Annotated in this window: 31 protein-coding genes; 9 read left to right on the top strand and 22 right to left on the bottom strand. The window is 60.4% G+C overall.

Annotation, left to right across the window (positions count from 1 at the left end; genetic code table 11):
- Window positions 1-64: 64 nt before the first annotated feature.
- Entirely contained in the window at window positions 65-1036 is a 972-nt protein-coding gene (locus M728_RS19785) for a sialic acid TRAP transporter substrate-binding protein SiaP (RefSeq protein ID WP_026620411.1), read from the bottom strand.
- A gap of 29 nt (window positions 1037-1065) precedes the next feature.
- Window positions 1066-1767, bottom strand: a complete 702-nt coding sequence (gene nanR, locus M728_RS19780) for a transcriptional regulator NanR (protein ID WP_026620412.1) — start codon at window positions 1765-1767, stop codon at window positions 1066-1068.
- A gap of 187 nt (window positions 1768-1954) precedes the next feature.
- On the opposite strand from nanR, the gene M728_RS19775 reads away from it, so the two are divergent.
- From M728_RS19775 to M728_RS19765, 3 genes are all read left to right on the top strand, one after another.
- Window positions 1955-2182 (top strand): CopG family transcriptional regulator, encoded by a 228-nt coding sequence (locus tag M728_RS19775; protein ID WP_156943408.1) that lies wholly within the window; start codon window positions 1955-1957, stop codon window positions 2180-2182.
- Window positions 2179-2616, top strand: coding sequence for a TA system VapC family ribonuclease toxin (locus tag M728_RS19770; protein ID WP_026620414.1), 438 nt, complete (start codon window positions 2179-2181; stop codon window positions 2614-2616). Before M728_RS19775 ends, M728_RS19770 begins: the two co-directional genes overlap by 4 nt.
- A gap of 197 nt (window positions 2617-2813) precedes the next feature.
- Window positions 2814-3896: an ROK family protein gene (locus M728_RS19765; protein ID WP_026620415.1), complete on the top strand. Its 1083-nt coding sequence runs from the start codon at window positions 2814-2816 to the stop codon at window positions 3894-3896.
- 196 nt (window positions 3897-4092) lie between these two features.
- Here the strand turns inward: M728_RS19765 and M728_RS19760 are convergent, their stop codons facing one another.
- From M728_RS19760 to M728_RS19740, 5 genes are all read right to left on the bottom strand, one after another.
- Window positions 4093-4566, bottom strand: a complete 474-nt coding sequence (locus tag M728_RS19760) for a DUF2269 family protein (protein WP_026620416.1) — start codon at window positions 4564-4566, stop codon at window positions 4093-4095.
- Window positions 4566-5855, bottom strand: a complete 1290-nt coding sequence (locus tag M728_RS19755; RefSeq protein WP_026620417.1) for an SDR family oxidoreductase — start codon at window positions 5853-5855, stop codon at window positions 4566-4568. Before M728_RS19755 ends, M728_RS19760 begins: the two co-directional genes overlap by 1 nt.
- Window positions 5856-6137: 282 nt before the next feature.
- The gene (locus tag M728_RS19750) at window positions 6138-6479 is read right to left on the bottom strand and encodes a hypothetical protein (protein WP_026620418.1); all 342 of its coding nucleotides are present in this window, start codon (window positions 6477-6479) and stop codon (window positions 6138-6140) included.
- Between the two features lie 185 nt (window positions 6480-6664).
- Window positions 6665-7105, bottom strand: coding sequence for a DUF2267 domain-containing protein (locus tag M728_RS19745; RefSeq protein ID WP_026620419.1), 441 nt, complete (start codon window positions 7103-7105; stop codon window positions 6665-6667).
- Window positions 7106-7265: 160 nt separating this feature from the next.
- Window positions 7266-8141: a LysR family transcriptional regulator gene (locus M728_RS19740; protein WP_026620420.1), complete on the bottom strand. Its 876-nt coding sequence runs from the start codon at window positions 8139-8141 to the stop codon at window positions 7266-7268.
- 89 nt (window positions 8142-8230) lie between these two features.
- Here M728_RS19740 and M728_RS19735 point away from each other — a divergent pair, with 89 nt between their 5' ends.
- Complete coding sequence (locus M728_RS19735; protein ID WP_034883475.1) at window positions 8231-8524, top strand: hypothetical protein; 294 nt, start codon at window positions 8231-8233, stop codon at window positions 8522-8524.
- A 336-nt stretch (window positions 8525-8860) separates the two neighbouring features.
- Window positions 8861-9499, top strand: coding sequence for an SGNH/GDSL hydrolase family protein (locus tag M728_RS19730; protein WP_034883503.1), 639 nt, complete (start codon window positions 8861-8863; stop codon window positions 9497-9499).
- Between the two features lie 92 nt (window positions 9500-9591).
- Here the strand turns inward: M728_RS19730 and M728_RS19725 are convergent, their stop codons facing one another.
- The 4 genes from M728_RS19725 to M728_RS19710 all read right to left on the bottom strand — a co-directional run bounded on the left by M728_RS19725 (window position 9592) and on the right by M728_RS19710 (window position 10888).
- Window positions 9592-9789, bottom strand: coding sequence for a hypothetical protein (locus M728_RS19725; RefSeq protein ID WP_084044426.1), 198 nt, complete (start codon window positions 9787-9789; stop codon window positions 9592-9594).
- A 9-nt stretch (window positions 9790-9798) separates the two neighbouring features.
- Window positions 9799-9978, bottom strand: a complete 180-nt coding sequence (locus M728_RS19720; RefSeq protein ID WP_084044428.1) for a hypothetical protein — start codon at window positions 9976-9978, stop codon at window positions 9799-9801.
- 246 nt (window positions 9979-10224) lie between these two features.
- Window positions 10225-10638 (bottom strand): GFA family protein, encoded by a 414-nt coding sequence (locus tag M728_RS19715; RefSeq protein WP_084044430.1) that lies wholly within the window; start codon window positions 10636-10638, stop codon window positions 10225-10227.
- Window positions 10631-10888, bottom strand: coding sequence for an NAD(P)-binding domain-containing protein (locus M728_RS19710; protein WP_026620422.1), 258 nt, complete (start codon window positions 10886-10888; stop codon window positions 10631-10633). The genes M728_RS19715 and M728_RS19710 overlap by 8 nt, the downstream gene beginning before the upstream one ends.
- Window positions 10889-11018: 130 nt before the next feature.
- Here M728_RS19710 and M728_RS19705 point away from each other — a divergent pair, with 130 nt between their 5' ends.
- The gene (locus M728_RS19705) at window positions 11019-11360 is read left to right on the top strand and encodes a helix-turn-helix domain-containing protein (protein ID WP_026620423.1); all 342 of its coding nucleotides are present in this window, start codon (window positions 11019-11021) and stop codon (window positions 11358-11360) included.
- A 299-nt stretch (window positions 11361-11659) separates the two neighbouring features.
- On the opposite strand, the gene M728_RS19700 is transcribed toward M728_RS19705, so the two are convergent.
- From M728_RS19700 to M728_RS19670, 7 genes are all read right to left on the bottom strand, one after another.
- Window positions 11660-12103 (bottom strand): SRPBCC family protein, encoded by a 444-nt coding sequence (locus M728_RS19700; RefSeq protein ID WP_026620424.1) that lies wholly within the window; start codon window positions 12101-12103, stop codon window positions 11660-11662.
- Between the two features lie 289 nt (window positions 12104-12392).
- Complete coding sequence (locus tag M728_RS19695; RefSeq protein ID WP_026620425.1) at window positions 12393-13367, bottom strand: DUF3618 domain-containing protein; 975 nt, start codon at window positions 13365-13367, stop codon at window positions 12393-12395.
- Window positions 13364-13777: a phage holin family protein gene (locus M728_RS19690; RefSeq protein ID WP_026620426.1), complete on the bottom strand. Its 414-nt coding sequence runs from the start codon at window positions 13775-13777 to the stop codon at window positions 13364-13366. The genes M728_RS19695 and M728_RS19690 overlap by 4 nt, the downstream gene beginning before the upstream one ends.
- Window positions 13770-14366, bottom strand: coding sequence for a hypothetical protein (locus M728_RS19685; protein WP_026620427.1), 597 nt, complete (start codon window positions 14364-14366; stop codon window positions 13770-13772). The genes M728_RS19690 and M728_RS19685 overlap by 8 nt, the downstream gene beginning before the upstream one ends.
- A 351-nt stretch (window positions 14367-14717) precedes the next feature.
- Window positions 14718-15455 (bottom strand): adenylate/guanylate cyclase domain-containing protein, encoded by a 738-nt coding sequence (locus M728_RS19680; RefSeq protein ID WP_034883506.1) that lies wholly within the window; start codon window positions 15453-15455, stop codon window positions 14718-14720.
- Between the two features lie 225 nt (window positions 15456-15680).
- Window positions 15681-15872 carry a DUF6494 family protein gene (locus M728_RS19675; RefSeq protein WP_026614477.1) on the bottom strand — a complete coding sequence of 64 codons (192 nt, stop codon included), beginning with the start codon at window positions 15870-15872 and terminating at the stop codon, window positions 15681-15683.
- Window positions 15873-16240: 368 nt separating this feature from the next.
- Complete coding sequence (locus tag M728_RS19670; protein WP_051440880.1) at window positions 16241-17413, bottom strand: NAD(P)/FAD-dependent oxidoreductase; 1173 nt, start codon at window positions 17411-17413, stop codon at window positions 16241-16243.
- A 130-nt stretch (window positions 17414-17543) separates the two neighbouring features.
- Between M728_RS19670 and M728_RS19665 the strand changes: the two genes are divergently transcribed.
- Entirely contained in the window at window positions 17544-17726 is a 183-nt protein-coding gene (locus tag M728_RS19665; protein WP_034883479.1) for a hypothetical protein, read from the top strand.
- Between the two features lie 154 nt (window positions 17727-17880).
- Here the strand turns inward: M728_RS19665 and M728_RS19660 are convergent, their stop codons facing one another.
- A complete protein-coding gene (locus M728_RS19660; protein ID WP_026620430.1) occupies window positions 17881-19215 on the bottom strand; it encodes an MFS transporter in 1335 nt (444 codons plus the stop codon).
- Window positions 19216-19340: 125 nt separating this feature from the next.
- Between M728_RS19660 and M728_RS19655 the strand changes: the two genes are divergently transcribed.
- Window positions 19341-19595, top strand: coding sequence for a hypothetical protein (locus M728_RS19655; protein WP_026620431.1), 255 nt, complete (start codon window positions 19341-19343; stop codon window positions 19593-19595).
- A gap of 41 nt (window positions 19596-19636) precedes the next feature.
- Entirely contained in the window at window positions 19637-20437 is an 801-nt protein-coding gene (locus M728_RS19650) for an alpha/beta hydrolase (protein ID WP_026620432.1), read from the top strand.
- Window positions 20438-20506: 69 nt separating this feature from the next.
- Here the strand turns inward: M728_RS19650 and M728_RS19645 are convergent, their stop codons facing one another.
- The 3 genes from M728_RS19645 to M728_RS19635 all read right to left on the bottom strand — a co-directional run bounded on the left by M728_RS19645 (window position 20507) and on the right by M728_RS19635 (window position 24628).
- Window positions 20507-21256 carry an FkbM family methyltransferase gene (locus M728_RS19645; RefSeq protein WP_026620433.1) on the bottom strand — a complete coding sequence of 250 codons (750 nt, stop codon included), beginning with the start codon at window positions 21254-21256 and terminating at the stop codon, window positions 20507-20509.
- A gap of 102 nt (window positions 21257-21358) precedes the next feature.
- Entirely contained in the window at window positions 21359-21823 is a 465-nt protein-coding gene (locus M728_RS19640) for a cyclic nucleotide-binding domain-containing protein (protein WP_026614483.1), read from the bottom strand.
- Between the two features lie 93 nt (window positions 21824-21916).
- Window positions 21917-24628 (bottom strand): ABC transporter ATP-binding protein, encoded by a 2712-nt coding sequence (locus M728_RS19635; RefSeq protein WP_026620434.1) that lies wholly within the window; start codon window positions 24626-24628, stop codon window positions 21917-21919.
- Between the last annotated feature and the right edge of the window lie 260 nt (window positions 24629-24888).

The following is a 24888-nucleotide window of genomic DNA, read 5'->3' as shown; positions in this document are numbered from 1 at the left end:
AATCTCGGGTTAGAAGGGGCGCTACAGCGCCGCGCTTGGAGACATGCGGTAGCGCCTGGATCGCTCAACGGAGATCGAGCAGTTTCTGCACCGTGCCGGCTCCGAACTTCTCGTCGAGATCCTCATAGACAGGCTTCATCGCCTCCCGGAAAGCCGCCTTGTCCGGCTCGACTACGGTGATGTCGCGCTCGCGGAACGCGTCGACGAGGCTCGCTTCCTTTTCCTTGACCAGCTTGTTGTTGAGGGCGCCGCCCGCCTCAAAAGCTTCCATTACGACCTGCTGGTCGGCGGGCTCGAGCGCGTTCCATGTGTCTTCCGACATGAGGATGAGCTGGTCCTGCACCAGGTGCCCGGTCAGCGAGACATGTGACTGTACTTCGGTGAACTTCATCGCGTCGATAATCGGCAGCGGGTTTTCCTGGCCGTCGACCTGATTGGTTTGAAGCGCAAGATAGACCTCCGCGAAAGCCACTGGCGTGGGGCTTGCTCCCATTGCCTTCGCCCAGGTGAGTAGCGGCGCCGAGTTCGGCACGCGCAACTTCATGCCGGCGAAATCGGCGGGCTTTTCGATCGGCTTCTTGGCAGTCGTATGCCGCGTCCCAAAATACCAGGAATCGACCACGCGCCATTTGTGCTCGGTCCGCATCTCCTCGACGATTCCCTTACCCCAATCCGAGGCGATGATCTTTTGAAGGTGATCGAAATCGCTGACTACATAGGCTGTGCTCGCCACCACGGCGCGGGGAACCCAGGCATCCATTCCCCCGAACGGATTGAGCGTGAAGTCGAGCTCGCCGAGCGTGACCTGCTCCATCATCTCGGTAAAGGTTCCGAGCTGCGAATTCGGGAAGATCTCCAGATTTAGCCGGCCGCCGGACTTCTCCTTGATGATACGCGCCGCCTCGGTGACGCCCTCGAATTGCGGGTCACCGGCAGTGCCCTGCATGCCCAGCCGCAACGTGCGCGCCTCCTGAGCAGATACTTGGGACGCCATGAGAAGGCCCGCGAGCGCGAGCGAAATCAATCCTGTTTTCATAAGAATGCTCCTCCCTTGTCGTGTCGCCCTTATGGGCTTTTTCGCCTGTATTTACGTTCCGCACTCTCCAGATGTTCGCGCATGACACGGCCGGCACGCTCCGGATCGCGGGCGCGGATTGCCTCTACGATTGCGACGTGCCCCTCGAAACTCGCCCTGTTCGAAATCTCTGGCCGATCCGGCAGGGGCCGCTGGCTGATCAGCCAATCGACGAAAGCGTCGTGAACCGCGATAAAAATGGGATTTGAGACCATCTCGGTCAGCGTCCGATGAAAGGCAACATCGGTCATCGCAAAGGCGCGGGCCTTGCCGATGGCGGCCTCATTGCGGGCAAGCGCGGCCACGATTGTCTCGATCTGCCCTGCCGTGGCGTGCGCCGCGAGGTGGCGCGCGCAGCCCTCCTCCAGAAACAGTCGCGCCTGCTCGAAATTGGCGACCCCCTCCGGCCGGCCGAGCAGCATGCGCGCGGCGCCTGCGAGCGAGGACAGGAAATGATCCGGCGTTGGCCGGGTGACCTTGGCACGTTCACCAGTGTTGATTTTCACCAGCCCCATGCGCTCCAAGGCATAGAGCGCTTCCCGGATCGACGGGCGCCCGACCCCGAACATTTCCATGAGGTCCCGCTCAGAAGGAAGCATGGTGCCCAGAGGATAGAGCTCCTCCCGGATCATTTCCTCGAGCCGGAGCCGCACTTCGTCGGACAGTTTCTTGCGGATAGTAAGAGTGGTCATGGTCTAACTATTAAGGTGTTATACCATTCACGTCAAGCGGTACCGCTAGGCCCATGTTGCCTGCCTGTGCGGTATTTAGGTTCGAACCTCTTCAAAGCGTACGATGCGTAGTGCTTCTCTATCCGCCTTGTGAAACCCTACTTCCAGCTCTATATATGATGCGTGATGACTGATGCGTGGGGCAGATATGAGAACGACACTGGCGATCGATGACGATGTCCTGATCGCGGCCAAAGCCATGGCAGCCCAGCAGCGCCGTAGCGTCGGCGAGGTCATTTCCGAGCTGGCGAGGCGTTCTCTGCGCCGGCCGCGCAGCGACGGTGAGCGCAATGGAATCCCTCTTCTTTCACCTCGACCAGATGCGCCGCCGGTGACACTCGAAATCGTCAACGCCTTGCGTGACGAACTGCCGTGACGTTCCTGCTCGACGTCAATGTGCTGATTGCCTTGATCGATCCTGGCCATGTAGCCCATGACGATGCGCACGAGTGGTTCGCAGCGACCGGACAGAGTGCGTGGGCTACCTGCCCCACTACTGAAAATGGCGTCATCCGGATCGTCGGCAGCCCCAAATACCCCAATTCTCCCGGCTCACCGTCACTCGTGATGGAGATCGTGGGCAAATTAAGGGCGCTCCCCGGCCACCGTTTTTGGCCGGACGATGTGAGCCTCGTCGGGTCAGGTGATATCGCTGCCGCAAGAATCCTGACGTCGGGCCAGGTAACGGACACCTGTCTGCTTGCGCTCGCAAAGGCGCATGGTGGCCAGTTGGCGACATTCGATCGCAAGCTGTCAGCAGCGGCGGTCATAAGGGGCAATTCTGCCTTGCACCTCATCACCGGCAATTAGGACTCGGATGCCTTAGAAGACGTCGCGCATCGCCGGTCAGCGACTATGCCCATGCATGGGTGTCAAAAAGTGCAGCAGTCATGCTGTGCCTTCCCCAAGCGGAGGCACAGGTGGACGGGAACATCGCCCTACCGCCTACGTTGTAACTTCACGCCGCGGCCCTGTGAGCAGTGGCGGGACGTCATAGAGGAGGCAGCGTGGGCAAATCCGAGAAAGAGAAGCCGGACGGCGCACCCCTCGCCCATGGCGCAGATGATCTGCCTTCAGTGATAGTCGACGCCTACAATATGGGGCTGCGTGACGGGGATGGCTTCCTTGGTGACAGGGCCAACAAGTTTGCCTTTCGAGAAAAGCTCGATGCGTGGCGTGAGCGCGTGCGAAAGGGTGGCGCCGATCCGCTCGGAAAGACTTCGAGCAGAGATTTATCCAAGAAAGAGATCGACGCCCTTCTCAACGGTGAGGACAAGGAGGCGGCTGCCCTCATTCTCGGAGCCGTCGACGATTTCGCGGCCGAGCTTGCGAAGGTTCTCGGCAGGTTTTTGGACCAGGAAAATTGGAAGAATACTGAGCGCGTCGTGATCGGCGGCGGCTTCAGCGCGAGTGCCGTCGGCGAGCTCGCGATCGCGCGAGCATTGGTGCTGCTGAAGTCTCAGGGGTACGAGATAGACGTCACGCCGATCGCTCACCATCCGGACGATGCAGGGCTGATCGGAGCGGCCCACCTCATGCCGCCCTGGATGCTAAAGGGTCACAAGGCGATGCTTGCCATCGACCTCGGCGGCACCAATGTTCGCGTGGGCATTGTCGAGCTTCGTTTGAAGGACGAGGCGGACCTTAGGAAAGCCAAGGTATGGAAGTCCGACATCTGGCGTCACGCCGACGACAGACCCAATCGGAACACGACGATCGAACGTCTCGTCACCATGGTCGAAAAGCTTATTGCCAAGGCAGACAAAGCCGACCTCAAGCTGGCACCCGTAATTGGAGTTGCCTGCCCGGGTGTCATAAACGCTGACGGATCGATCCTGCGCGGCGGACAGAACCTTCCGGGCGGCAACTGGGAAAGCGAGCACTTCAATCTGCCTCTCGTCCTGAAGAAAGGCGTACCACAGATTGGCGAAGAGGAGGCCCTTGTGATCATGCACAACGACGCCGTCGTTCAGGGGCTTTCGCAGGTACCCTTCATGCGCGACTGCTCGGACTGGGGAATTCTGACGATCGGCACGGGTCTGGGGAACGCTCACTTCCACAACAAGCGCGAAAATCGCGATGAGGCTTGAGGCTGCTGCATGCCGCACAATGCGTACAGCGTTCGGCGACACGCATGCAACCAAATCGCGTCGCGCGCGTCAGCGAATTGCCCTATCGAGGGCCGCCCCGCGAAAGTGGACGCTTCTGAATACGCCCGAACATTGCGGGCGGCATTGCCCGGACCGGCACAGGGCCGACGCTCACAGAGGTCTGCAGATACTGCCGCTACCACTCGATGGCCGGCCGAGCGATCATCAGCCAGAAGATCGCGAGAACCGCCCCGAACGCCGGAAAACCAAAGGCAAACCACAGACGGAACAGCCGGTGGTAACGTTTCGGCAAAGGCTGTTCGCTCTTGCTCGCGACTTCGGCAAGCCTGCGCATCTCCATCTGCATCCAGACGACCGGGAGCCAGAACGCACCCGTTATCGCGTATAAGAGCAGCGACAGCAGGATCCATCCTTCCTTGAGCGAGTAGCCGACATGCCAGGCAAGCGCGATCCCGGTGACGGGCTGCAGAACAACGGCCGTGGCGGTGAACAGAAAATCTGCCACGACGACGATGCGGGCAACGGCGGCAATCGTCGCCGCGCGGCCGGTCCGGTGCGCGAGCAGCATGAAGAAGGCGATCCCCGCTCCCGTGCCGAGCAGGACCGAGGCGCCGATGAGATGCAGAAACTTGAGCAGGAAATAAAGCATCACCGCTCCTCGATGATCGCGAGAGCAGCGAGATGCAGCACAATGATGGGCCATATCTTCATCAGCGGCCCCAGCGGCTCGCTCCACATTTCAGGAAGGAGAATTGTTCCGGCAATAGCATAAAAGAGAGACATGCCGACGGCACCGTAAAGCCCAACCCGGCTCGTTCGGCGAAAAGCGATGGCGACCCCGATGACGATATCGGCAATCGCCCCGGCGACAACGCTCGGACTGGCGAGAGATCCGGCGCCGGTGCGCAGCATCAGATCGACCCCGATATCGTATCCGATTGTCAGCGAGACGATGCCCGTGCTGATCCAGAACAGCGAGAGAACGCCGAAGATGACCGGCTTGAGAAGGTAGAGCTTCGCAAACCATCGTTCCTGGACTGAGACGGGCGTTCGGGCGAGGGCCTCGGAGAGCCCTGACGGCTGTATTCCAGTGACCTCCACCCAAGGCCGAATATCGCCGACAGCACCCCGCACGATCTCCTTTTGCGCTGTGCTCCGCGTCGGCGGACGCCAGCCGAGTGCGCCGGCTAGATCGCTTAGCTTGTAAAGCACTGCTGCGACGGCTGGCGATACTTTGACGACGCGAGCAGCACCCCAGCCGAGCCAGCGGCGGTAGGCGCTTACGACGTCTTGGAACGACAAGGCTTCAGGACCCGCGACCTCGAGGACGAGCCGAGCCGGAGCATTGGGGCTGAGGAGTATCTCGACGGTGCGCACAACGTCTTCGAGACGCACGACCTGAAGCATTCCCGTATTCGGCATGAGCGGCAACACAGGCAGAGCGGCGAGCCCCCTGAAAAGTGCGCTCGCGCCAAAGGCGCCAGGCCCGAGCACGACCGAAGGGCGCAGGATGACCCAGTCCAGATCACGGGCCATCAATGCCTTGTCGCCCTCGAACTTGGTGCGCGAAAACGAGGAAGGCTGCTCCTTCTCGACCCCCATGGCGGAGAAATGGATGACGCGGCTTACACCTTTCTGTTCACAGGCCTGAAACAGGGCTGAAGGACCGCGGAGGTGCACGGCGGACGTATCTTCGCCCGGACCATCCTGAAGCGTGCCTGCACAATTTACGACAGCGGCAACACCCGACAGATGGGGCATCCAGTCCTCAGGTCGAACGGCTCGCGCGAGGTCGATTTCCACGGCCTCGCCGATTCCATTGGATCTCGACGCCGAGCCCGGCCCAACCACGCGCACCACGTCCATGCCGCGTTCGTGAAGCCTTGCGCCTATCGCCGATCCGATGAGCCCGGAGGCGCCGACCACAAGCACTTTCATCGTTGTTTCCTACATTTCGGACAGCCGCGGATCGACAGATCCTTGCCGCCCCGCAACCGTTTTGGCTGCGAGACCGGCACGGCTCCAACGACGGTGGAATAACAGATGTTCCTTTCTTCGGTCGTGAAATGAGCCGGCGACCGCCTTCTCGTCATGAAACAGTGCGGCGCGCCGATGTGAGAGGTGCGCATAGGGCAGCAAAAAGCTTGTCATCTACCCGTACGAACCGTGTCGGCTTTTGTCGGTGAATCGGCGGAGCCACGCTGCGGCCGTGGCTCCTCATCACCATCCGGACCTCACCGGCCCTTCGAAAAGACCCAGATCATCGCGGCTGAATACGGCCAGGTGCCAGTGAGCGGAATCGGTCGCACTTGCAGGCTGCGGCTGGTAGCTCAGCCGGTCCGGACTGTCGATCCTGCGCATCGCCTCATGATCGATCACTCCGGACCTGATCACCTCCGCTGCCCGGTTCGGGTCGCCTCCGAACGCATCCGCGAGGAGCTCGCCCGTAACGATAATGCCTTTGCGGGGCTCCCCCCTGCCCGCGTCGGGGGTCAGCATGATCATGGCAACGCCGAGCCTTTTGCTGGTCTCGTCGTCGGCCAATATCTCGAACACCGACATCGCATTCTCCTTCGATGCCATCCGGCTGCCGGTGACGCCACGGCCGATTACGGCTACCCGGCTCGGCAGGATGTAGATCACGATGATTTTCGGTCGGATCGACCGAGAATCATGAACGTGATCGGTTCTAATGAGTTAGCGCGGGATGCGGGCGGGAGACCGCGCACACTTTTCCTCATCCCGCGCTAATGGCGCTCGGCCGGATCGGGCCAGAGTGCGCGCACATCTTGCGGCAGGCTGTCGCGGATCTTGCGCGTTTCGCCTGGATCAAGGTGGTGCGACAGGACATGAAACACCGTTTGCACCGCCTCCTTCGCATCGACCGGCCGAGTGAAGGCGAGCTCGTCCTTCACCTGGCCGAGGAACTCATCCAAGGTCCGCGACCGCGTCGGCTGCTTGGACGGCTCGTACTGATCGTAGTAGGCCCCGCGCACGAGTAGCGGCAATTGTGCCGACAAATGCGCCGCGAGATCGGCGGGCAGGCGATCGCGCACGGTGTGGAGGACCGCGCTCAGAATGTGCCATGCGCGCTGACGGTCTGGTCCCTGGTGCTCCATGATCTCGTCGAGCCAGACATTCGTGAGTTGGAGCGTTTTGTCGAATGCGGCCACGCCGGAAGCACTCATGATACTCTCCTGTTTTTTCTTTGCTTGATGACGGTCGAACCAGAAGAATGCGCCGATGTTCCGGCGTGTGATCGTTTCTCGCGGGGCAGCGGGGATGGCAGCCAAAGGTGTACCTGCGTCGCCTGCTCGAACTCTGCGAATGCCAAGACCCGATCGACACTCAAAGAGGATCACGCCCGCTAGATCCGGAGAATAGCGCGGCGTTCGCTGTAAGCAGCGCTGAAAGCCGGTCTGCAACCGTGCGCACCGACTCCCGTCCCCGTTCGTCGTCATGCAGTACGATCCATAAGTCGTGGCTCAGTTCTTCAATCACTCGGCCCGCGCGGACGAAGGCTGGATCAGTGTCGCCGATGAAGCACGGCACGACTCCGATGCCCGCTCCGGCCTTAACCAGATCGAACATCATCCGCGGGCAGTTCACCCAGTTTGTGATGAAACGATCCGGCTGCTCGAACGCCCACCGCTTCCACGGCTGATTGGCGACGTCCGTGCCAAGCGAAACCCAGTTGCTGTGACGACGGTGGTCGAAGCCTTGGGCGCAGTACGGCGCATAGGCGACCGTGACGGAACGCCGTGCAGCGACATTGCCCGTCTCCGGCCGCTCGGCGGTGAGCCCTATGTCGGCGTCGCGGTGCGTCAGGTCGAGGACGGCCTCACAAGTTTTGAAGCACACCCGAAAAGCGTCGTTCGGCGTCCAGAGATGCCGCAAGCTTACAGCCGTGAAACATGACAGGGTGGTGTCTGACAGAAGCCGAACGATAGGCATCGAATGCGCCGTCTCATGCCAGTCGGCGATGTCCTGCGCCGCTTCATACATCGCCCTCACACGATCCAGCAGAACGTGCCCATCCAGCGCAAGCTCATACCCGGTCCGCGCCCGTACAAACAACGCTCGCCCGGTGGCACGTTCCAGCGCCAACATGCGTCGTCCAATAGTCGGCGCACTGATGCCCGTCTTCTCGGCGGCACCCGCAAGGCCGCCTTGCTCAGCGACGTGCAAAAATAGACGAAGATCATCCCAGTTTTCGACTTTCATCTGTGAAATATGCCTTTCGTTTGCGCGCCTACATCTCAATGTCATCGCGCACCACATCCGGGGCATCACAGTATTCCCGGAGAAACGACATGCTACTTCAATGGACGATCTTATACAGAGAGCTGGTTGGCCAACAGCGGAAAAAGAGAATCGACGCCTTTGCCGATCCACTTGACGGTGCCGAATGGGAAGGGTTCGGCTGGTTCGTGAAATGGATCGAGAAGTCTGCAGAGCGTCGTTGGGAAGCGGCCCAAGGCAAAGTGCGACCGGTCGACGCGACGAGCAGTACGAAACGACTCCAAAGCATGAGGCAAGGCTTCACTTCAGAGCGCTCCAACGCCCCCGCCGGCCGCCACGCAGAGGATCTGTGCCAGTCGGCATAGGTCGACAGCTTGAAACATTGCGGTGTTTCTTCAGGTCGGGAGTGATCGGTGATCTTTGATTGGCAGGGAGACAGCGACAGTAAGGATTAAACGGAACGGACTGGGGCGAGCGCTCGAGACTGTCGAGCGAGAATTGGCAGGGGCGGACTAGGTTCGGGGCCTTGAGGACTTTTGGTTCAAGAACCTTGCCTGACATGGTTTCACCATTAGCTATATCCTTACTGCCGGGAGAAAAGTGCCGTGAGCTTGGCATTGTCGCGTAGAGGCATTTTGATGGCGGCTGCCCTGTTGCCCGCAACCGCGCATGCCCCACTTACTTTGGCCGGGGTTTCCGCTATGTCGAACAAGGTCGTGCTTCTCGGCGATTCGGTACTTGACAACGGCGCCTACGTCTCCGGCGGTTCAGCGGTTTTGGAGCACCTTGTGCGCCGGCTGCCGGCCGGGTGGTCTGCGACATTGCTCGCAGCTGACGGCAGCCTCATGAAGGACGTGCGCCTTCAGCTGCAGCGCCTGCCGGCCGACGCCACGCATCTGATAGTAAGCATGGGCGGCAATGACGCACTCAGCGTCTCTGATGTTTTGAACCTGCCCTCGGCTTCAGTGGCCGATGCGCTGCTCAGGGTGGCAGAGATAAGAGAGCAGTTCTGCTCCAGTTATTCCGCCACCCTGGACGCCGTTCTGGCTGCGAGGCTTCCAACTGCTATCTGCACAATCTACGACGTACGCTATGCGGACCTCAACCAAAGGCGCATTGCCGTAACGGCCCTCTCAATTCTCAATGACTGCATTACACGCGCAGCCGCGGACCGCGGGGTGGCGCTCCTCGATCTTCGCCTGGTCTGCGATGAAGACAGCGATTTCGCCAACGCCATCGAGCCGTCTGAAAAGGGCGGCCGCAAAATCGCTGCCGCTATCGTTTCATTCCTGACTGGGAACCGATCTCAAAATGGGCGCGCCGAACTGATAGTGCGCTAACTGTTCCAAGGGCGCGACGATGCTTCGCAGTTCTGCGTGAGGGGTAAGCGCGCGAATGCTGATGATTCCTGAGCAGTGGCCGATTTCTGAAATCAATGACCGCCCTTGCGCCTGGGGTCATGACTGTGATGGCGATCGTGCTCGCCTCCGCCGCCTGAGACTTTGCTGCGCGTACGCCTCTCGGATTCGGCCGGCGGCTTCGGTATTTCCAACGGGGCCTTCGCATTCTCGTGCGAAGCACCGGGGCCACCTTGACGGATACTTGCCGGAGTCTTCTTGGAAGTGGACATCCGTTTTCCTCATCGATCCTGTTGGTATCCCTGATGGGTCGTGTTGACCTTGGTGTTGCCCTGCTGTCCCTTCTTCTCCGGGTCAGGGGACATATCCGGCTTCTTTGACTCGGCCGCGATGGGTCCGGGTTCTCCCGTTCCCTTTGCGCTCCTGTTGTCCGGAGGAACTGGCGGTGGTCGGCTGCCCATCTTGATCTCCTAACGCGTCACTCGTTTGTTCTGTCAAATGCCAGCCGCTTGCTGGCACCCGAGCCTAACCGGTCAGCCCAGATGATGTTCCGAAACTCGGGATCGTGGCCCGCGGTCACGCAACATTGCCGTGCCCCGGCTGTTCGAACGCTTGCCCCGATGACGAACTTGGTTCCAGCTCGCTTCGGCGAGCGACAGCGCCTGATCGGCATCTGCCAAAATCGCGCGCATTGCACGCGCTGGCGATCAGGAGGAAGCGGAACTCTCGTCGAGAATGCCTTCCAAGCAAAGCCATCGGTGTCGGCGATCGGGCCAGTGAAGTTTCTGAGGCGGCGGGAAATCCGGATCTTCCAGGCAACCCACGGATACGGAAATCGCGTCCTTGAGCGCCTCGGCGCGCATGAAGATCACTGACCCACAGTTGACGCAAAAATGCTGTTCCAGCCAAGCTCCCGATTGCCCGATCCTGCGCCAGGATTTCGTTTCTCCTTTTCGACCGATCACAGCCGCCTCCGGGTAGATGGCGCGGTAAGAGAAGGCCGTTCCGGTGCAACGCTGACACTCGATGCACGAGCAGGCATAGACCCGCTGTGGCTCACCAGCACAAACGAGCTCCACCTGCCGGCAGGAGCACGTCGCCTTGCGAAGAGAGCTATGCATTCGCCTTCCCCATGACCTCAGAGGCGACGCCTTCACGACGGAACAACGGGGCAAGCGACGCGAAGTCGGCATGTGCGCCGTTCTGCGCGAGGGACCGGCGCGCGCCGCTCTTTGCTCCCATCGCGATCAGGGGGTTGCATTTTGCCGCGGTGCGGTTCCAAATCCATGTATCGTAAGCATTGTTCAGGAGCGTTGTAGCTACGGAGGAGCCCATGCGCCCCGCGCCGAGGACGCACACTGGTTGTTTCATGATGTTTCTCCGGGCCTGTGGCCGCTTAAGTTTCTGTTTGGGCGCGCGCCGAGCGAAGTTATAAATTTCACGCGACGTCATGAAGTACGCACTTTCAGGTAAGTGTCGAAAACTGTCAGGAGCTCGAGAGATGAGGAACAAGCAGCCGGATGACTGCGGCTTTGCCGCGGCGCTGCAGGCGATCGGCGGAAAGTGGAAAACTTCTTTGCTGTGGGCTCTGCACCTGCGTCCGCACCGCTTCGCCGAACTGCGCCGGTTGTCGCCCGGCATCAGCGAAAAAGTCCTCTCACAGCAATTGCGGCAGATGGAAGCTGACGGCCTGATCAGCCGCCATGACCATAACGAGGTCCCGCCGCGCGTCGAATACGCGATCACACCGCTTGGCCTCAGCCTGAACGACGCCGTCACGGCCATGTCGAAATGGGGAAAGCAGCATGAGGCTTGGAAAGCTCGCCAAAAGTCAGCAGCTTAACCAAGAAAGAAATTCTTGCGCCGGCAGCAGCCCGTCTCTGGCGCGAAACTCGATCGCAAGCGGATTTGTTTTCGGACTAGCAGTGGTTGCGACCACTCCTCACTCCGGTGGGGCAGCGCCAATGCCCGACACTCGGCCGCGTTCTTCAAAAACGGTCCTGCACATGGGGCCGGAATGAACCAGTCCCGCGTGCTGTCATGGCTGCCAAATCGGAGATGCGAGTTGGAGAGCGCCGGCACCGGATCGCGAAGGTCGGCCACGCGATCCGATGCCGGCGGCCTTTGCCCGAACCTGATGCGCTATTGATTGATTTCAGGCTCGACGAGCCGTGCCAGGTTTCGCAGCGACTCCTGCCAACCGAGATAACAGGCCTCGGCTGGAATGAGGTCCGGCACGCCTGCCTGCACGATCTCCAGCTCGGTACCGACCGATACCTTCTTCAGTGTCACGGTCACCTGCATCTCGCCAGGCAGGTTGGGGTCGTCGAACTTGTCCGTGTAGCGCAGGCGTTCGCCTGGGACGAGCTCGACATATTCGCCGCCAAACGCGTGGCTTTCGCCGGTTGTGAAGTTCCGAAAGGACATTTTGAACGTGCCGCCGACATTTGGCTCCAGATGATGCACAGTGCAGGCGAAGCCGTTGGGCGGAAGCCATTTCGCGAGCGCGTCCGCCTCAAGGAACGCGCGATAGACTTTCTCTGGGCTAGTTGCCAGAACGCGGTGCAAGCGTATGGTGCTGGGCATGATCGTTTATCCTTTTGAATTGACGGATGGATCCCATGACTTGCCGATCCATGCACCGAGGACGAACGAGGCTGCGCCAGTCCGACACGCGATCTCAGATTTCTTGAAAGGCGCCAATTTCACACGTCGCTCCCATGGCCGGGCAGCTTGGCGACCCGGCCCGGCTGTTCCGTGTCCGCAGCACGGGAGGCGCATCCAGGCGTGACACCGCGGCGTGCCCGCCGCACAGGGCCGCCTGCTACCCTGCATGATTTTGTCCTTAAATCGCTTCCGATTTAAGGAATGCCGGTCATTCCCGAAGCGTCTCGCGCATCCGCTCTCTCGCAGCATCGTGAGCTTCGAGCGCGGCCTGACCCGCCTTGTCGAAGAGGTTCTCCGCGGTACTCACCGCCTCACCGACCACTTCGCTCGTCTTCTCGGCGATGGTGTCGCGCACTTGATCCGAGGCTTCGCCCAATGCCTCGTCCTCGGCCTCTGTGCGAGGCAGGGCGGCTCCTATCGCCGCGCCAACGGCAAAAGCGAGCGCACCGCCGACGAGCGGCTGGTCGCGAAAATGCTTGAGAATGGCGGCATTCAAGTGCGCGCCCTGGTCTTCGAGAGATCTGCCGGCGGCTTGCACACTGTCTGCAAGAGACCTCCCGGTCTCGGCAATGGCACCTGACATTCGGCTTGCCGAAGCACTTACCTCCCGCCATGTTCTGGACGCCCACCCCGAGGCCTCATCGAAAAGCGCCCCGGCCTCGTCGCGTATATCGTCGATCTGCTGGCCCGCAGCGTCGGCAAAGCCACGGTAAATCTTACCGGCAGGATCGACGAAGTGACCTGCCCTGCGGCCCTCAAGGTCGGTTCGGGCCCTGAAACGGTTGCCGGCTTCATCGGCGAAATGACTGTATCGCTCGCCGAAGCTCGCCTCTACTGGGCCTGTGCGCCGCACGGAACCGGTAACGGTTGCGAGCGGATAGTCGTCCAGACCATCCTCCAGCTTTCTCACTCCGGGCGCGCGTGAGGCCGGATTGGCGATAAGCCAGGCGAGACTGATCCCCATCAAAGCGACGGGAACGGGATTACTCCTCAATGCCACACCGAGGTTGCTGAGATACTCGGCTCCGCCGCTCGTCTTGGCATATTCGAGCAATTCGTCCATCAGTTGGCCCGGCGACATGCGCTCCTGAATCGCGTGGAGCTTTTCCTCGATGCGCTGGCGGTCGGCCTCGATCTCGCGCTGCAGTTCGGCAGCCGAGTGGGTTTCCACGGAGTCGTTCATTGCACTCTCTCCTTCACCACGTCCACGTCGCGCTGTAGCGAGGCTGCCGTCCTGTCGAACTTGAAACTGCCGCTTCTAAGCGTCGAGAGGGCCCGCGAAACCATCGCCCAAGCGAGGAGCGCCACCACGACACCGACGATGGCGGCGGCCGCTGCATCGGCATTCGGTTCGGTCAAACCCTGAACAACGAGAAATGCGGCCAATCCCTGGACAACTGCACTCAACAGCACGCCGATGGCACCGATTGCAAACACCAGGCCGATGAGGAGCGTCTCGATGCTGCCTACGGCGCGACTCAAGTTCTCCGACGCTTCGGCCTTGGCAAGATCTATTTCCTTCCGGAAAAGGCCGGATATGTCACCTACCAGGCTCGTCATGAGTTCGGATAAGGGGCGATCATGGTTAGCCATTGCGGAACTCCTCCTCCTGTCGAACCGGCTGACCGGCCGACGGCGATCGCGAGGGGTGAAGGGAAGCGCCCCGGCTGGTACGACGCTCGGCCGAAGCGAGCAGGAACCGACTGGCCGTCAGTCCTGCAAGTGCCGCCATCCCGAGAAATGCAAGCGGTTGCCTTCGACCGAAATCCTCGGCCATCGCGGCGATTTCGCCGAGATCGCGATCCTCTATGTTGCGGGCGTAATCTTTAAGCGAGCGGCCCATCTGTCGGGCATAGCGACCGAGCGCCCGTTGATCGGACGCTTCGAGCTCAGAGCCGACCTTCTCGATTGCGGCTCCCACGCCGTTCAACTGACGCGCCGCCAGGTTTTTCTCGCCTTCCGCGGTGCGGCTGACCGCCGTCTTGACCTGCTCCGTTTGCTGCTTCGCGAACTGTCGACCCTCAGACAAGTCCTCGCGAAGGGCTTGTTCCAAGTTGCGCTCTGTCGCCTGCTCGCTGATGCTCGTGGCGTCTTCCCCTAGCCGAGTGCCGGAACCAACCGACGGCGTTTCCGGCAGTCCGGATGGGTCGCCCGGCCCGCGGGCACTTCCTTCATTGCTCATTTGGGTTCCTCCCGATCAGGAACTGATCTTAGGTGTTACTAATATGATCCGAACAACCGAAACGGCGCCTTTGTTCCCTTTGGCACGGTGGTTCGGAGCAATCACCGCCAGGAGATGATCTGGCGCGTGCGACCCTCCTACTCAGGCCCTCGAAATGTGTGGAAACGAGTGCCGGGCAGGTGAAGCTCGCGCCGAGACTTACGTGGAATGTTGTTGCGTATGCACTGCACAGGAGCGATTGGCGCTCCGATTGGCACCGTGCGCAGGCGCAGTTAGGCAGTGTGATCCTCGAATCCTCATCGGTCGCCCGTCACGGCATTACGCAAGTTCCGACGGCAACGCCAACGATGTTCAGATTTCATAGAGCTCGATCGGCTGCTCAAAGCCCTTCAAGTGGTATGCCCGGCCTTCGCTTTCGGCCGTTTGGCTCTGGGCCCGCTCGCAAACGGCCCTGGTGACGAGAATCCGCCCCGCTTCTGCGGCTGACTGGGCACGGGCGGCAGTATTTACGACGGTTCCAACGGCAGTCAGGTCGCGATGCGCCCGGCCGAACTCTCCGAAGCTGGCCTCGCCGGAGTCGATGCCGATACCAATAGCGAGTTCACTTCCGCTCAGGCCGATACCTTCAGCCAGGTGAAGTTCACGGCGCAATTGGCAGCGGCGCTGGATTTCTTTCGCAGCGAGCACGGCACGTTCGGCGTGGTCGTGGTGCGGGATCGGAAAGTTGAAGATTGCCATGACCGCGTCCCCGACCGTCTTGTTAAGAAGGCCGTCGAATTCCCAAATAGCCGTGGCACATTCATCGTAGAAATCATCGAGCAGCGAGGAGACGGTGTCTGCCGAAAGCGACTGCGAAAGCGTCGTATAGCCTCTCAGATCTGCAAAAAGCACAGACACATCAACAGTGATCTTGCGGGCTTTCATCACGCGCGTGAACATGAGTTCGCAAATTGTGCAGGTGTTCGGATTCATCCGGCTCGGGCGGATGCCAAAGGCGCGGAAGGGAATGGAAGCCGGGCCTCGCAGGGGCACGGGGAGACGCATCTGCTCCCAGCAGCCCTTGCAAATCCTCGATTGAGAAAAAGACATGTTGCCGCGCCCCAGTTTACGCGTCGCGCCGTGATATTCGCACATCCGGCGCGGAAAATCTTCCCGAAAGCCTGAGCACAGGAGAGAACGATCGACGGGCCGAATAGCCGCTGACGCAAGCTACCGCCGCGCCGCGTCGGACGTCTCGCTACTGCATGTCTCCTTAAACCGACATCGGTTTACGGAGACATGCAGCGATTCAAAGTGGCTACAGCTTCGCTCGGCTTATGGAAGTTCGATCTCGCCGTCTACCACATGGTTTAGGCCGGTGCCTTCCGCCGTCAGCGTCATGCGGACCTTCAACTTCTTGCCGCCGATCTTTCCGTCGCGCACCGTCTCCTCGATCTTGCGCTGAGAGGTGACGCCGACTTCCTTCAGGAACTTGCGGATCGACATGTTGAAGGCGTCTTCGCTCATGGCGGAACTCCTTTTGTGTCCGGAAGGGATTGTAAGGGAAGGCAAGTGGTCAGGGAAGCAGGCCCATTGGCGCGATGCCATGGAAATAGACCCCGAGCCACGGAGGAGGCGTCGGGGTCCTTGAAGTTGACCGGCCCGTTGGGAAGGAGGAGCGGACCCGATCGACGTGTTGCGCAGAAGGAGGAGGTACTGCGCCTTCACAATGATGAGCATAGATTAATCGCTATCATCGAATAGTGCCCGAGGTAACAGCGCAGTCTAGCGCAAATCAATGCGCTTCGCTTCAAGTGAGATGCGCGCGACATAAGGCATCTGTCACGCTGCCAGAGAAGGCGGCCTTCAGGTCGAAGCCACGCCCGGTGGCGTGATCAAGCGCTCGCGGACTTTGACTTGGCGATCGAGCTCGCGATTTGCAGAGCCTCGATACCTATCTGACGCAAGAGGCCGGTGGTCGCAGGATTGAAACCACAAAAGTATAAGCCATCCTTGGCCGGCTGAAGCTCGCCCCTTCGCGGCTTGAGAGCACCTTGGAACCGCTCGTCGAAGTCCGGCAACAGCGTCTCGAGAGCGGGCCGGTAGCCGGCTGCCAGCACAATGGCATCGAAATCTGCGGAGTCTCCGTTTGCGAAGTGTACGCGCGAGCCAACCGACATTTCGATGGCCGGGAACACCTTGATCCGGCCTTCTCTGATCCTCGCGATCGTGCCGATGTCGATCAGAGGCGTTCGGTCCCGCTCCATCATGCTAGCGAGGGGGCCCCATCGGGAACGTCTGAGGCCAAGTCCTTCGAGATCGCGATAGCGCATGTGCAGAATCGGCGCATTGACCGCATCGACCACTCTGTACGGAAAGTGTCGTTGAAGGATAGCGATTGTCGCGGTCGGCACACCTAGTATTTCCCTCGGAACAACATTGACCGGACCACGGACCGCCATCGCCACCTCGAGACCCGCTTCGGCACATTCGAGCGCGATCTCGCCTGCCGAATTTCCGAAACCGACCACCAGAATTCGACGTGCATTGAGAGCACGCGCGTTCCGGTATTCGCAAGAATGAATGATGTTCCCTTCGAACGTTTCTTGACCAGCCCAGTGTGGTCTGATCGGAGCGTTTGAGAGCCCGGTGGCGATGATGACGGCGCTGGATTCGAATACATTGCCATCGGCCGTTTCGACGACCCAGTCCGCAGCTTTTCGGACAGATGCGACGCGTTTGCCGAATTCGATTTGAACGTCATTTGCCCGCGCGTAATCTTCGAGATATTCGATGACTTGCAAGCGTGATGGATATCTTGGGAATTCAGCCGGCATCGGCCTTCCCGGAAGCGCCGAGTGTGTCTTCGCCGTATGCAGACGAAGACGCTCGTAATGCCTCCGCCACGAAGCGGCGAGCTTGTCTTGCGCTTCGAGGACCACCGAGTGACAGCCTTCCGCGCGGAGCGCGGCGGCACATGCAAGCCCTGCTGGTCCCGCACCGACGATGATCGTTTCCCCAGTTGCCACCGACAGTTCCTCCCGGTGAGCCGTTGCGTTGAGCTCCATAGGCTAACGGAACTGTCACCGGATATCGACTTCGATCGTGTCCGGCACGCGATGCAGGTGGCGCTTCCGCTAAATCCTGTCCGCGCAGCTCTTGACGGCGTTGGCAAATGAGAACAAAATGAGAACAATCATGGAGATTCTCATGACCCATGCAGACGAAGTGATTGAGCGCGCGCACTCGGTCGTGGCCGCTTTGCGCGCAAAAAGAGAGCGCGAGGCGGAGCGGCGCAAAGAGGTGTTTGGGCGCATCGACGTCGGCAAACCCTTGCCAATGCCAAATCGTGGCATTCAGCTCAGTCTGAAATTGCAGTGACCGCCCAGAAAGACCGCGCCGAGCTCGACTGAGCGGTCGAGCTCCTTCGCCTGCTCTGAGCAGTTCATGAAGCGAGTCACCACGGTTCGTCACTGCAGCTCATGGTGATCATTTCGCTCCGCGGATCCGCGAACGGCACTGCGAGGAGGACAGGTCAGCTTCGACGCGACGGATTCACCTCGTCGGTCATGCCACCGGCATAAACCGTCGAGAGCCTGCGGTAGTACCCCGATCTCAGTGCAAGAATCGTCACGACCACGCCGATCATACCCGCAAGCGTAAACACCAATGCTATGCCGCGCGCCGGGCCTGTGCCGAACCAGTCGCCGATGGCCTTGCTCCCTGCCCCGTCGGTCATGAAAGGCATGACCACGAACTGGGTCAGTGGACCGATCAAGAAGGCGGTCAGGGGCGAAGCGGCTTGTTCAACCGACTGGGCAAAACCAAAGACGCGGCCTTGGCGTTCCAAAGGAACCACCTTTTGCAGGACGGTTTGCTCGGCCGCTTCCGCATACGGCGCAAGCAGCATCCAAATGAAGCATCCGCCCGCCAGCAGCCAGATGGAGGACTGGATCGTGAAGACGCAGCACACCGACCAGGTGACGAGATTGACCAGCAGCAACGTGCGCAACGGATTCCTGCCCAACCCCCTCCTCGATATGACTATGCCGCTGATGATGAAGGCGGTCGAGAGCACGCCGAACAACAGTCCCCAGATCTGCACCGATACCAGGGAGAGGCCATAGGCATCCAACAGCGCCATGAAAATGCCCCCCAGGAAATTGTTGAAGGTGGCAAAAAAGATGAGCGCAAAAAGGCCCGGCACGGCAGCAATCACCGCAACCGTTCCTCTGATGTCGACGCGTTTGGGTTCGGCGGGTTGGTCGGGTGCAGCTTCCACATGCGTTTCGCGGATCTGGATGAAGGTAAGGTGCGTAAAGGCCAGGAAAGTCAAAACGAGCGCGAACGCCAGCGTCGCCACCATGCCGCCCCAGGCGACCAGAAAACCGCTGATGACCGAGGTGCTGAGAAAGCCGATGCCGGTCACCATGCCGACAAGGCCATTGGCCTTGTCCCGCGAGCCTTCGGGAATAAGCACGGTCACCAGTGTCGGCAGGGCAATAGAACGGATATTGCCGGCAATGACACCGAGCATCACCAACAGCACGAAGAACCAGAGGTGAAAGCCGTACGGATCGGCGAAGGCGGACGGCGGCGACAACAGCAGCAGCGCCAACGACAGCACATAGAAGCCGGCCGACACCACGCTCGAGCCGAGCATGGCCAGCTTCTTGGGATTGTGATCGACGATGCTGCCGAGCAAGAATCCGAAGCCTGAGGTAAACACCAGGTAGACGCCGGCGATCATGCCGGTCGCAAATACGGACTGCGTCTCGATATAGACCCAAAAGGTCAGCGCGAACCAGACCGTGAAATTCGTGATATTGGCGATCAAGTTGTTGCCGAGAAGATGGTAAAACGTACCCATCGGCGCCTCCCTGGTTGGCCCGGCTTGGCGTAGCAGGAAACGGCAAGCGAACAAATGGTACTCACTGCAACAGGCGCAATAATCAAGTATAGTTTCCTGAGCGATTGCAGACGGAGTAAAGGGAGATGTCCGTCGACACCGGTCCAGGCAAAATAGACGCCGAATATGCGATTGAATACCTCCAGGAGCACCCCGAAGCCGGGCTTTGCTGCGAGGATCGGCGCTGGTGGATTACGCCGAATGCAAACGAGACCGACCGGCAGGTCCTACTTCTTGATGGCATTGAGGCCGAGCGGCTTAAGGATAATCCCCGCCTTCGGCTCGTGTCCGGAATAGCCCATCGAGGCCGGTCGCTCTGGATCCTTCGGAGAATGACGTAACCGGACCCTTCATGTTCACGGAGCCGCCAGTGGATGTTGTCGTGGGTGCCACAAAACTCCTGGTAACGTTGCCGCTGGTGGCGACTTTCGCATACGCGTCGCTTGTCGGTCTGACGTATGTGTCGCAGCGCGCCCTCCTCTACCCCGGCGCAAGGCTGACGCTGGCTCCAGAGTCTGCAAGCTGGGGGGAGAGCGTCAAGATCAGGACACCCGATGGAGAGACGCTTCACGGCCTTTACATGCAGGGCAAACCCGACATGCCGTCGGTGCTGTTCTTTCTCGGCAACGCCGACCGTGTCAGCAACTACGGCTTTTTCGCGCGGGCACTGGCCTGGCGGGGCGTCGGGCTGCTCGCAATTTCCTATCGCGGCTATCCGGGTTCAACCGGCACGCCGAGCGAGGCCGGGCTACTGACCGACGGCATTGCCGCGTTCGATTGGCTTTCGGCTCGTTCTGAAGACGAGATCGTTGTGCTGGGTCAATCATTGGGAAGCGGCGTTGCCGTGAATACGGCTCGGCAAAGACCGGCTGCGGCCGTCATTCTTGTTTCTGCCTACCTGTCTGTCCTGTCGCTCGCTCAGATGCACTACCCGTTCTTTCCGGTTGGCCTTCTCATCAAGGATCCCTTCCGTTCGGATTTACGAATAGCGCAGGTGAGGCAACCAAAGCTGTTTATTCACGGTCGGCGCGACACCATCATCCCGCTGTCTTCCGGCGAGGCGCTATATGACATCGCTTCCGAGCCAAAACAGATGCTGATCTACGACGGCTTCGGTCATAACGATCTTTGGGACGCCCGCATGGTTCACGACGTCCTCCGCTTTGTGGAAGCGCTGAAGTGAAGCCTCGTCCAAGGCGTCTTGAGCGATGGCAGTAGCCGCGATATGGGCGGTTTTGTCCGCCGCGCTCATTCAACGGGCGATGAAAAGCAGGTCGAAGCCCTTGAGTTCGCGTTGGGCGATCGACTTGCGGATTGCCGACCAGATCGCCGAGGGATTTTCCAGTCGAAAACCGCGGAAGCTCCGGATGAGCCGGAACGTCGCCGCGGCCGTGCGCGCGAGGCGCAGAATGGCGGGGCCGGAAAGCGAGGCGGCAAGAATTTGCGGGTGGACTGCCAGGAGCACACCGGCAGTCCTCTTCCGGTCGATCGCCCGAAACTGATCGAGTACCTTGTATTCGTACCCCTCGATATCGACCTTAAAGCAGAGGCGCTCCGTTCTCGCCATTGCCTGAAGTTCCGGAACGGTGACCGTGTTGGCCGTGATCGACATGCCGGTATCGTCGGCGATCAGCGCCGAAGTCTCGGAACTGCCGAAACCGCCGCCGACGGAGTTGAGGACCAGGCACTCGTCGTGCGACAGCGCCGCGTTAACGAGCGCGACCGCTCCCGCGTTAGTGCCTTTCATCTCGGTGAGGATGCCGAAGCAGACCGGATCGGGTTCGACGGCGATGACATTGTCGGCGATCTGCGCCGTCCAGTAAGGCGTCACGCCGATCCAGCCGCCGATATCGATGTAGGTTGTCGTCTCGTCGACGAGACGTTCGATATTGCGGAAGGTGCCGGGCTCCCATTGGCCCGCCTGCAACCGACAGAAGAAACGAGCCTTTTCGGGCTTGTCGGGAAAGTAAACGGTTCTCTGGAAGTAGGTTATGGCGCGCATCGCGCTTCTCTACCGCATGATTCCATGAGTCGGAACCGGTTTCGGCGGAAATCGCGCAACGGCAGGAATGCAGCAAGCGGCTGCCAAAGTGGTTCGACGAACTCAGGCTTCCGCCCGCTGCGCGCGGCTGCGCGCCTCGGTGAGTTCGGAGGTCGTCTGGCTGAGACGGTCGGCAAGCACTCGCATGATCTCGACCGCCATCTCGGGAAAATCAGCGAGCAGTTTCAGGAAATCATCCTTGCGGATGCGCAGGGCTTCAAGCGGAGTGGTCGTTCTGATGGTTGCCGTACGTGGTGTGTTGCAGAGAATGGCGATCTCGCCGACGATCGAATTCTGCTCCACGTCCGCGACCTTCAACTGCCCATTCGGCGTTGCCACCAGCACATCAGCCTTGCCCGAAAGAATGACGTAAGCCGCGTCGCCGATGTCACCCTGGCTAAACAGGTTTTCCCCCGCACTGTACATCACCCGGTCGGAGGTGAAAGCCAGAAGCTTGAGCTTTGCAGGCGGCAACCCGGAAAACAGTGTTATCCGGCGCAACATTTCCACTTCGTCTTTTAGGAGCATAACCGTCCGTTTCTCCGAATGTGCCTCGGGCGCAAACACGTCCAATCCCAAGCCGCGGGGAAAATATGCTTGCCTCCCGACATCAATATTACATCAAGATGCCAGTTCCTTATAGTCGCTGTCTTTTGGCCGCTCTTCCAGCGCGTCCTCTTGGACCAGGCGGCCGTTTTCGAAATGCGCGACGCGGTCGAAGAGTTCCGAGAGAACCGGATTGGAGAGGACCCAGACGATGGCCGGCCTGCGCTCGCCTTCCCGCAGGAAAGCGAAGACGTTTCGGGTGATCTGGTCCTGCGTGCGCTGGTCGAGGGCCAGGAGCGGCTGATTGAAGATGTAGAAGTCCGAGACGCGGATGAGCGCGCGTGCCAGGTTGAGCTTTTGCCGCTGACCGGCAGTGAGCCGCTTGCCGCCGGCACCGACGTTGAAGTCGAGCCCGAAGGCCAGAACCTTGTTGTAGAGTCCGAGCGACTCGAAGAGATCACGCACGATCGCACGAATCCGTTCGGAACCGTCCGTATGCTTGTGCCCGATGCGCCCGAAGAGCACGTTGTCGATAATGCTCGCCGATGCCATGTAGCGGTTCGGCTGGTAGTGCTCGATTATGCCGACGAGATCGGCCGGCAGCCCTTCGCTGAACTCGCTCCGCGCCTCGACGATCTTCTGCATCAGCTCGTCGGTCAAAAGACCGAAACGGTGCCGCGGCTCGATATAGCCGAAGCACAGGCGGATGATCTTGATCGCGTCCTCCTCCGAGACGTCCTCGATCGGGCGCCCCCTCACCTTCTGCAGAAGCGCTTCGTAGACGGGGATATCTTCGGCCGTCATGAAGGTGAGCTGCTGGAAGAACGGATGATCCGGCGGCAAGTCCCGGAACAGTTCGACGACGTTCTCGGCAATCTCCAGCCCCATCTCGTAGAAGGTCTCGTGCAGCCCGGCTCTCTTCAGGACCGTCTTGAAGAAGGGATGGCTCTCGAGCGCTTTCTCCCAGCGGACGGTATCGGTCACCGTTCCGAAGAGCAGGTTTTCGCCGACGGTCGCCTCGACATTGTAGGAGCCCGGTTCGAAGAACACGACGAGATCGCTGAGCTTCTCAGCCTCGAGACGCCGGCGGAGCGCGGAGCGCATGGCCACGATCTCGCCCGCAAAAGCTTCATGCTCGACCGGATTGATGGTCGAACGGACGGCCAACGCCGTGATGTCGTTCGTCAGAAGCACGGCATCGAGCACGGCCTTGATCCTGGCGAATAGATCGTCGGGATCGGTCGCGTCCGCAGCCTCGTAGTCGATCCAGTCGCTGTTGAGGTCGAACGAAGGATTGCCGGCGAGCTTCGCTTCCAGGAGCTCCCATCGACGGTGGGCGGCCTTGTCTCCTTCATAAACCGTCTCCGTCAGCGGTGCGTGCTTCAGCCCATAGAGCAGGTTGTCGCCGAGGCTGCCGTGGAAGGTATAGACCTCTGAAGAGGCGTAGGAGATCCGCCGTCCGGTGATCGACTCGGGCAAGTCGTGGATGTCGACATCACCGACGACGATCCTGCCGCTTGCCGGCCAGATCAGTCGGCCGAAAGCCTCGGCCAGAGCCTCGCCCCCACCCCCGCTTCCGCCGGTAACGGCAACCGCTTCACTGGGATGGACCTGGAGCGACACGTGTTCCACCACCTTGGAGCCGCCATCATCGGCGACAGTCAGGTTGACGGCGGCGAGCGGCCCGGCGAGCGGTGGTGCCGGAACTGCGGAAACCTCCTGCACTTTCGCGTCGATCAGCGGCTCGACGCTGAACTGTTCGACGACCTGAGCGTATTTGACCTGCACGTCCTGACGAGCCTGGTCCCAATCGATCAGTTCCTTCAGCGGGCCCGGCAGATCCTTGTAGGCGCCGATGACGGCGACGAGCTGGCCGATATCGAGCCGCCCCTGCAGCGCAAAGTAACCGCCGATCGAATAAAACAAAAACGGCGTGACCTGGGCGAGGAAGTTGTTCAGGAACTTGACCAGGAACTTCCACTCGTAGAGGTCGTAGCGGATCTTGAATATCCGGCCGAGGCGCGCGGCGATGTCGGCCCTCTCATAATTGGACGTGTCATGGCCGCGGATCGCGCCGATGCCGTCGACGATCTCGCTCACGCGGCCGGAGAGCTCGCGCGCCGTCAACTGCCGTTCACGGCCAAGCACCAGCAATCGCCGGCGCATGCGCGGGATGATGATCGCCTGCACGGCAACGATGACCGCGGCGATGAGCCCGAGCCAGAAGCTCTGGAGCAGGATGAAGATCAGCGCTGTCAGCGCCTGGCCGCCAAGGAGTGCCGGCTGCACGAAGGCGTCGCCGGTGAAGCCGCCCATCGGTTCGACCTCGTCCTTGATCATCGTCGCAATTTCGGCTGGCTTCACACGCTTGAAATGGCCCGGCGGAAAGCGCAGGACGCGGTCGATGAGTTCGAAGCGGATGCGCCGCAGAAGCCGTTCGCCGAGCCGGCCCTTATAGGTGTTGATGTAGAACTTGAAGAGACCGTTGATGATGACGAGCAGGAGAAACACGAGGCTCAGCGCCAGGAGCATCCCCTCGCGCTCGAGCTGAAAGCCTGAAAACAGATTGATCTCGCCGAAGAACGGCAGGCTGAAGGAGATCGGCAGGAAGGGCTGAGTCGAACCTGGGCCTTCGAAACCCTGCCCCTGAATCGGTCCGTTGACGATCTGTTTCGGCAGATCGAAGGACAGGAAATAGGGGATCATCGACAGCGCCACGACCAGCAGAATCCAGAGCTGCTGCTTGCGGGTGTGAGTCCAGATGTAACGGGAAAGACGTGGTTCCATGGGCCGACAATGAGACCTAATCTAAAACTCGGGATCGCACGGCCGTCTTGCCGGCGGACGTATGCCGCAAATGGTACCCTTCCGCCTGCTCTTCAATAGCTCCGCCCCTTATCCGCAAAATCGTGACTGCCCGGATTGAGAGCAGAGGCGTGTTCTCTGTCAAGCACCGGACAAGGTTAAGCAAACGATCACCCGTCAGAAGCGGTCGGTCCCTTCCGCGGCCGCGATCCACCCCGCGCCCATGCCGCTTGCGCTCCCTC

It is taken from the genome of Ensifer sp. WSM1721 (genome assembly GCF_000513895.2).
GTDB lineage: Bacteria > Pseudomonadota > Alphaproteobacteria > Rhizobiales > Rhizobiaceae > Sinorhizobium.
Note: the sequence above shows the minus strand (reverse complement) of the source record. Positions and strands in the feature narration are given on the sequence as shown.

Coding starts and splice junctions, on each gene's coding strand:
- M728_RS19735 (WP_034883475.1), top strand. CDS start 8,231: ATGCTACTTCAATGGACGATCTTATACAGAGAGCTGGTTGGCCAACAG.
- M728_RS19715 (WP_084044430.1), bottom strand. CDS start 10,638: ATGCATAGCTCTCTTCGCAAGGCGACGTGCTCCTGCCGGCAGGTGGAG.
- M728_RS19775 (WP_156943408.1), top strand. CDS start 1,955: ATGAGAACGACACTGGCGATCGATGACGATGTCCTGATCGCGGCCAAA.
- M728_RS19670 (WP_051440880.1), bottom strand. CDS start 17,413: ATGGAGCTCAACGCAACGGCTCACCGGGAGGAACTGTCGGTGGCAACT.
- M728_RS19720 (WP_084044428.1), bottom strand. CDS start 9,978: ATGGGCAGCCGACCACCGCCAGTTCCTCCGGACAACAGGAGCGCAAAG.
- M728_RS19760 (WP_026620416.1), bottom strand. CDS start 4,566: ATGCTTTATTTCCTGCTCAAGTTTCTGCATCTCATCGGCGCCTCGGTC.
- M728_RS19695 (WP_026620425.1), bottom strand. CDS start 13,367: ATGAACGACTCCGTGGAAACCCACTCGGCTGCCGAACTGCAGCGCGAG.
- M728_RS19725 (WP_084044426.1), bottom strand. CDS start 9,789: ATGTCCACTTCCAAGAAGACTCCGGCAAGTATCCGTCAAGGTGGCCCC.
- M728_RS19640 (WP_026614483.1), bottom strand. CDS start 21,823: ATGCTCCTAAAAGACGAAGTGGAAATGTTGCGCCGGATAACACTGTTT.
- M728_RS19785 (WP_026620411.1), bottom strand. CDS start 1,036: ATGAAAACAGGATTGATTTCGCTCGCGCTCGCGGGCCTTCTCATGGCG.
- M728_RS19755 (WP_026620417.1), bottom strand. CDS start 5,855: ATGAAAGTGCTTGTGGTCGGCGCCTCCGGGCTCATCGGATCGGCGATA.
- M728_RS19655 (WP_026620431.1), top strand. CDS start 19,341: ATGTCCGTCGACACCGGTCCAGGCAAAATAGACGCCGAATATGCGATT.
- M728_RS19745 (WP_026620419.1), bottom strand. CDS start 7,105: ATGAGTGCTTCCGGCGTGGCCGCATTCGACAAAACGCTCCAACTCACG.
- M728_RS19680 (WP_034883506.1), bottom strand. CDS start 15,455: ATGTCTTTTTCTCAATCGAGGATTTGCAAGGGCTGCTGGGAGCAGATG.
- M728_RS19730 (WP_034883503.1), top strand. CDS start 8,861: ATGTCGAACAAGGTCGTGCTTCTCGGCGATTCGGTACTTGACAACGGC.
- M728_RS19705 (WP_026620423.1), top strand. CDS start 11,019: ATGAGGAACAAGCAGCCGGATGACTGCGGCTTTGCCGCGGCGCTGCAG.
- nanR (WP_026620412.1), bottom strand. CDS start 1,767: ATGACCACTCTTACTATCCGCAAGAAACTGTCCGACGAAGTGCGGCTC.
- M728_RS19685 (WP_026620427.1), bottom strand. CDS start 14,366: ATGAGCAATGAAGGAAGTGCCCGCGGGCCGGGCGACCCATCCGGACTG.
- M728_RS19660 (WP_026620430.1), bottom strand. CDS start 19,215: ATGGGTACGTTTTACCATCTTCTCGGCAACAACTTGATCGCCAATATC.
- M728_RS19645 (WP_026620433.1), bottom strand. CDS start 21,256: ATGCGCGCCATAACCTACTTCCAGAGAACCGTTTACTTTCCCGACAAG.
- M728_RS19675 (WP_026614477.1), bottom strand. CDS start 15,872: ATGAGCGAAGACGCCTTCAACATGTCGATCCGCAAGTTCCTGAAGGAA.
- M728_RS19690 (WP_026620426.1), bottom strand. CDS start 13,777: ATGGCTAACCATGATCGCCCCTTATCCGAACTCATGACGAGCCTGGTA.
- M728_RS19740 (WP_026620420.1), bottom strand. CDS start 8,141: ATGAAAGTCGAAAACTGGGATGATCTTCGTCTATTTTTGCACGTCGCT.
- M728_RS19635 (WP_026620434.1), bottom strand. CDS start 24,628: ATGGAACCACGTCTTTCCCGTTACATCTGGACTCACACCCGCAAGCAG.
- M728_RS19700 (WP_026620424.1), bottom strand. CDS start 12,103: ATGCCCAGCACCATACGCTTGCACCGCGTTCTGGCAACTAGCCCAGAG.
- M728_RS19710 (WP_026620422.1), bottom strand. CDS start 10,888: ATGAAACAACCAGTGTGCGTCCTCGGCGCGGGGCGCATGGGCTCCTCC.
- M728_RS19665 (WP_034883479.1), top strand. CDS start 17,544: ATGGAGATTCTCATGACCCATGCAGACGAAGTGATTGAGCGCGCGCAC.
- M728_RS19750 (WP_026620418.1), bottom strand. CDS start 6,479: ATGTCGGTGTTCGAGATATTGGCCGACGACGAGACCAGCAAAAGGCTC.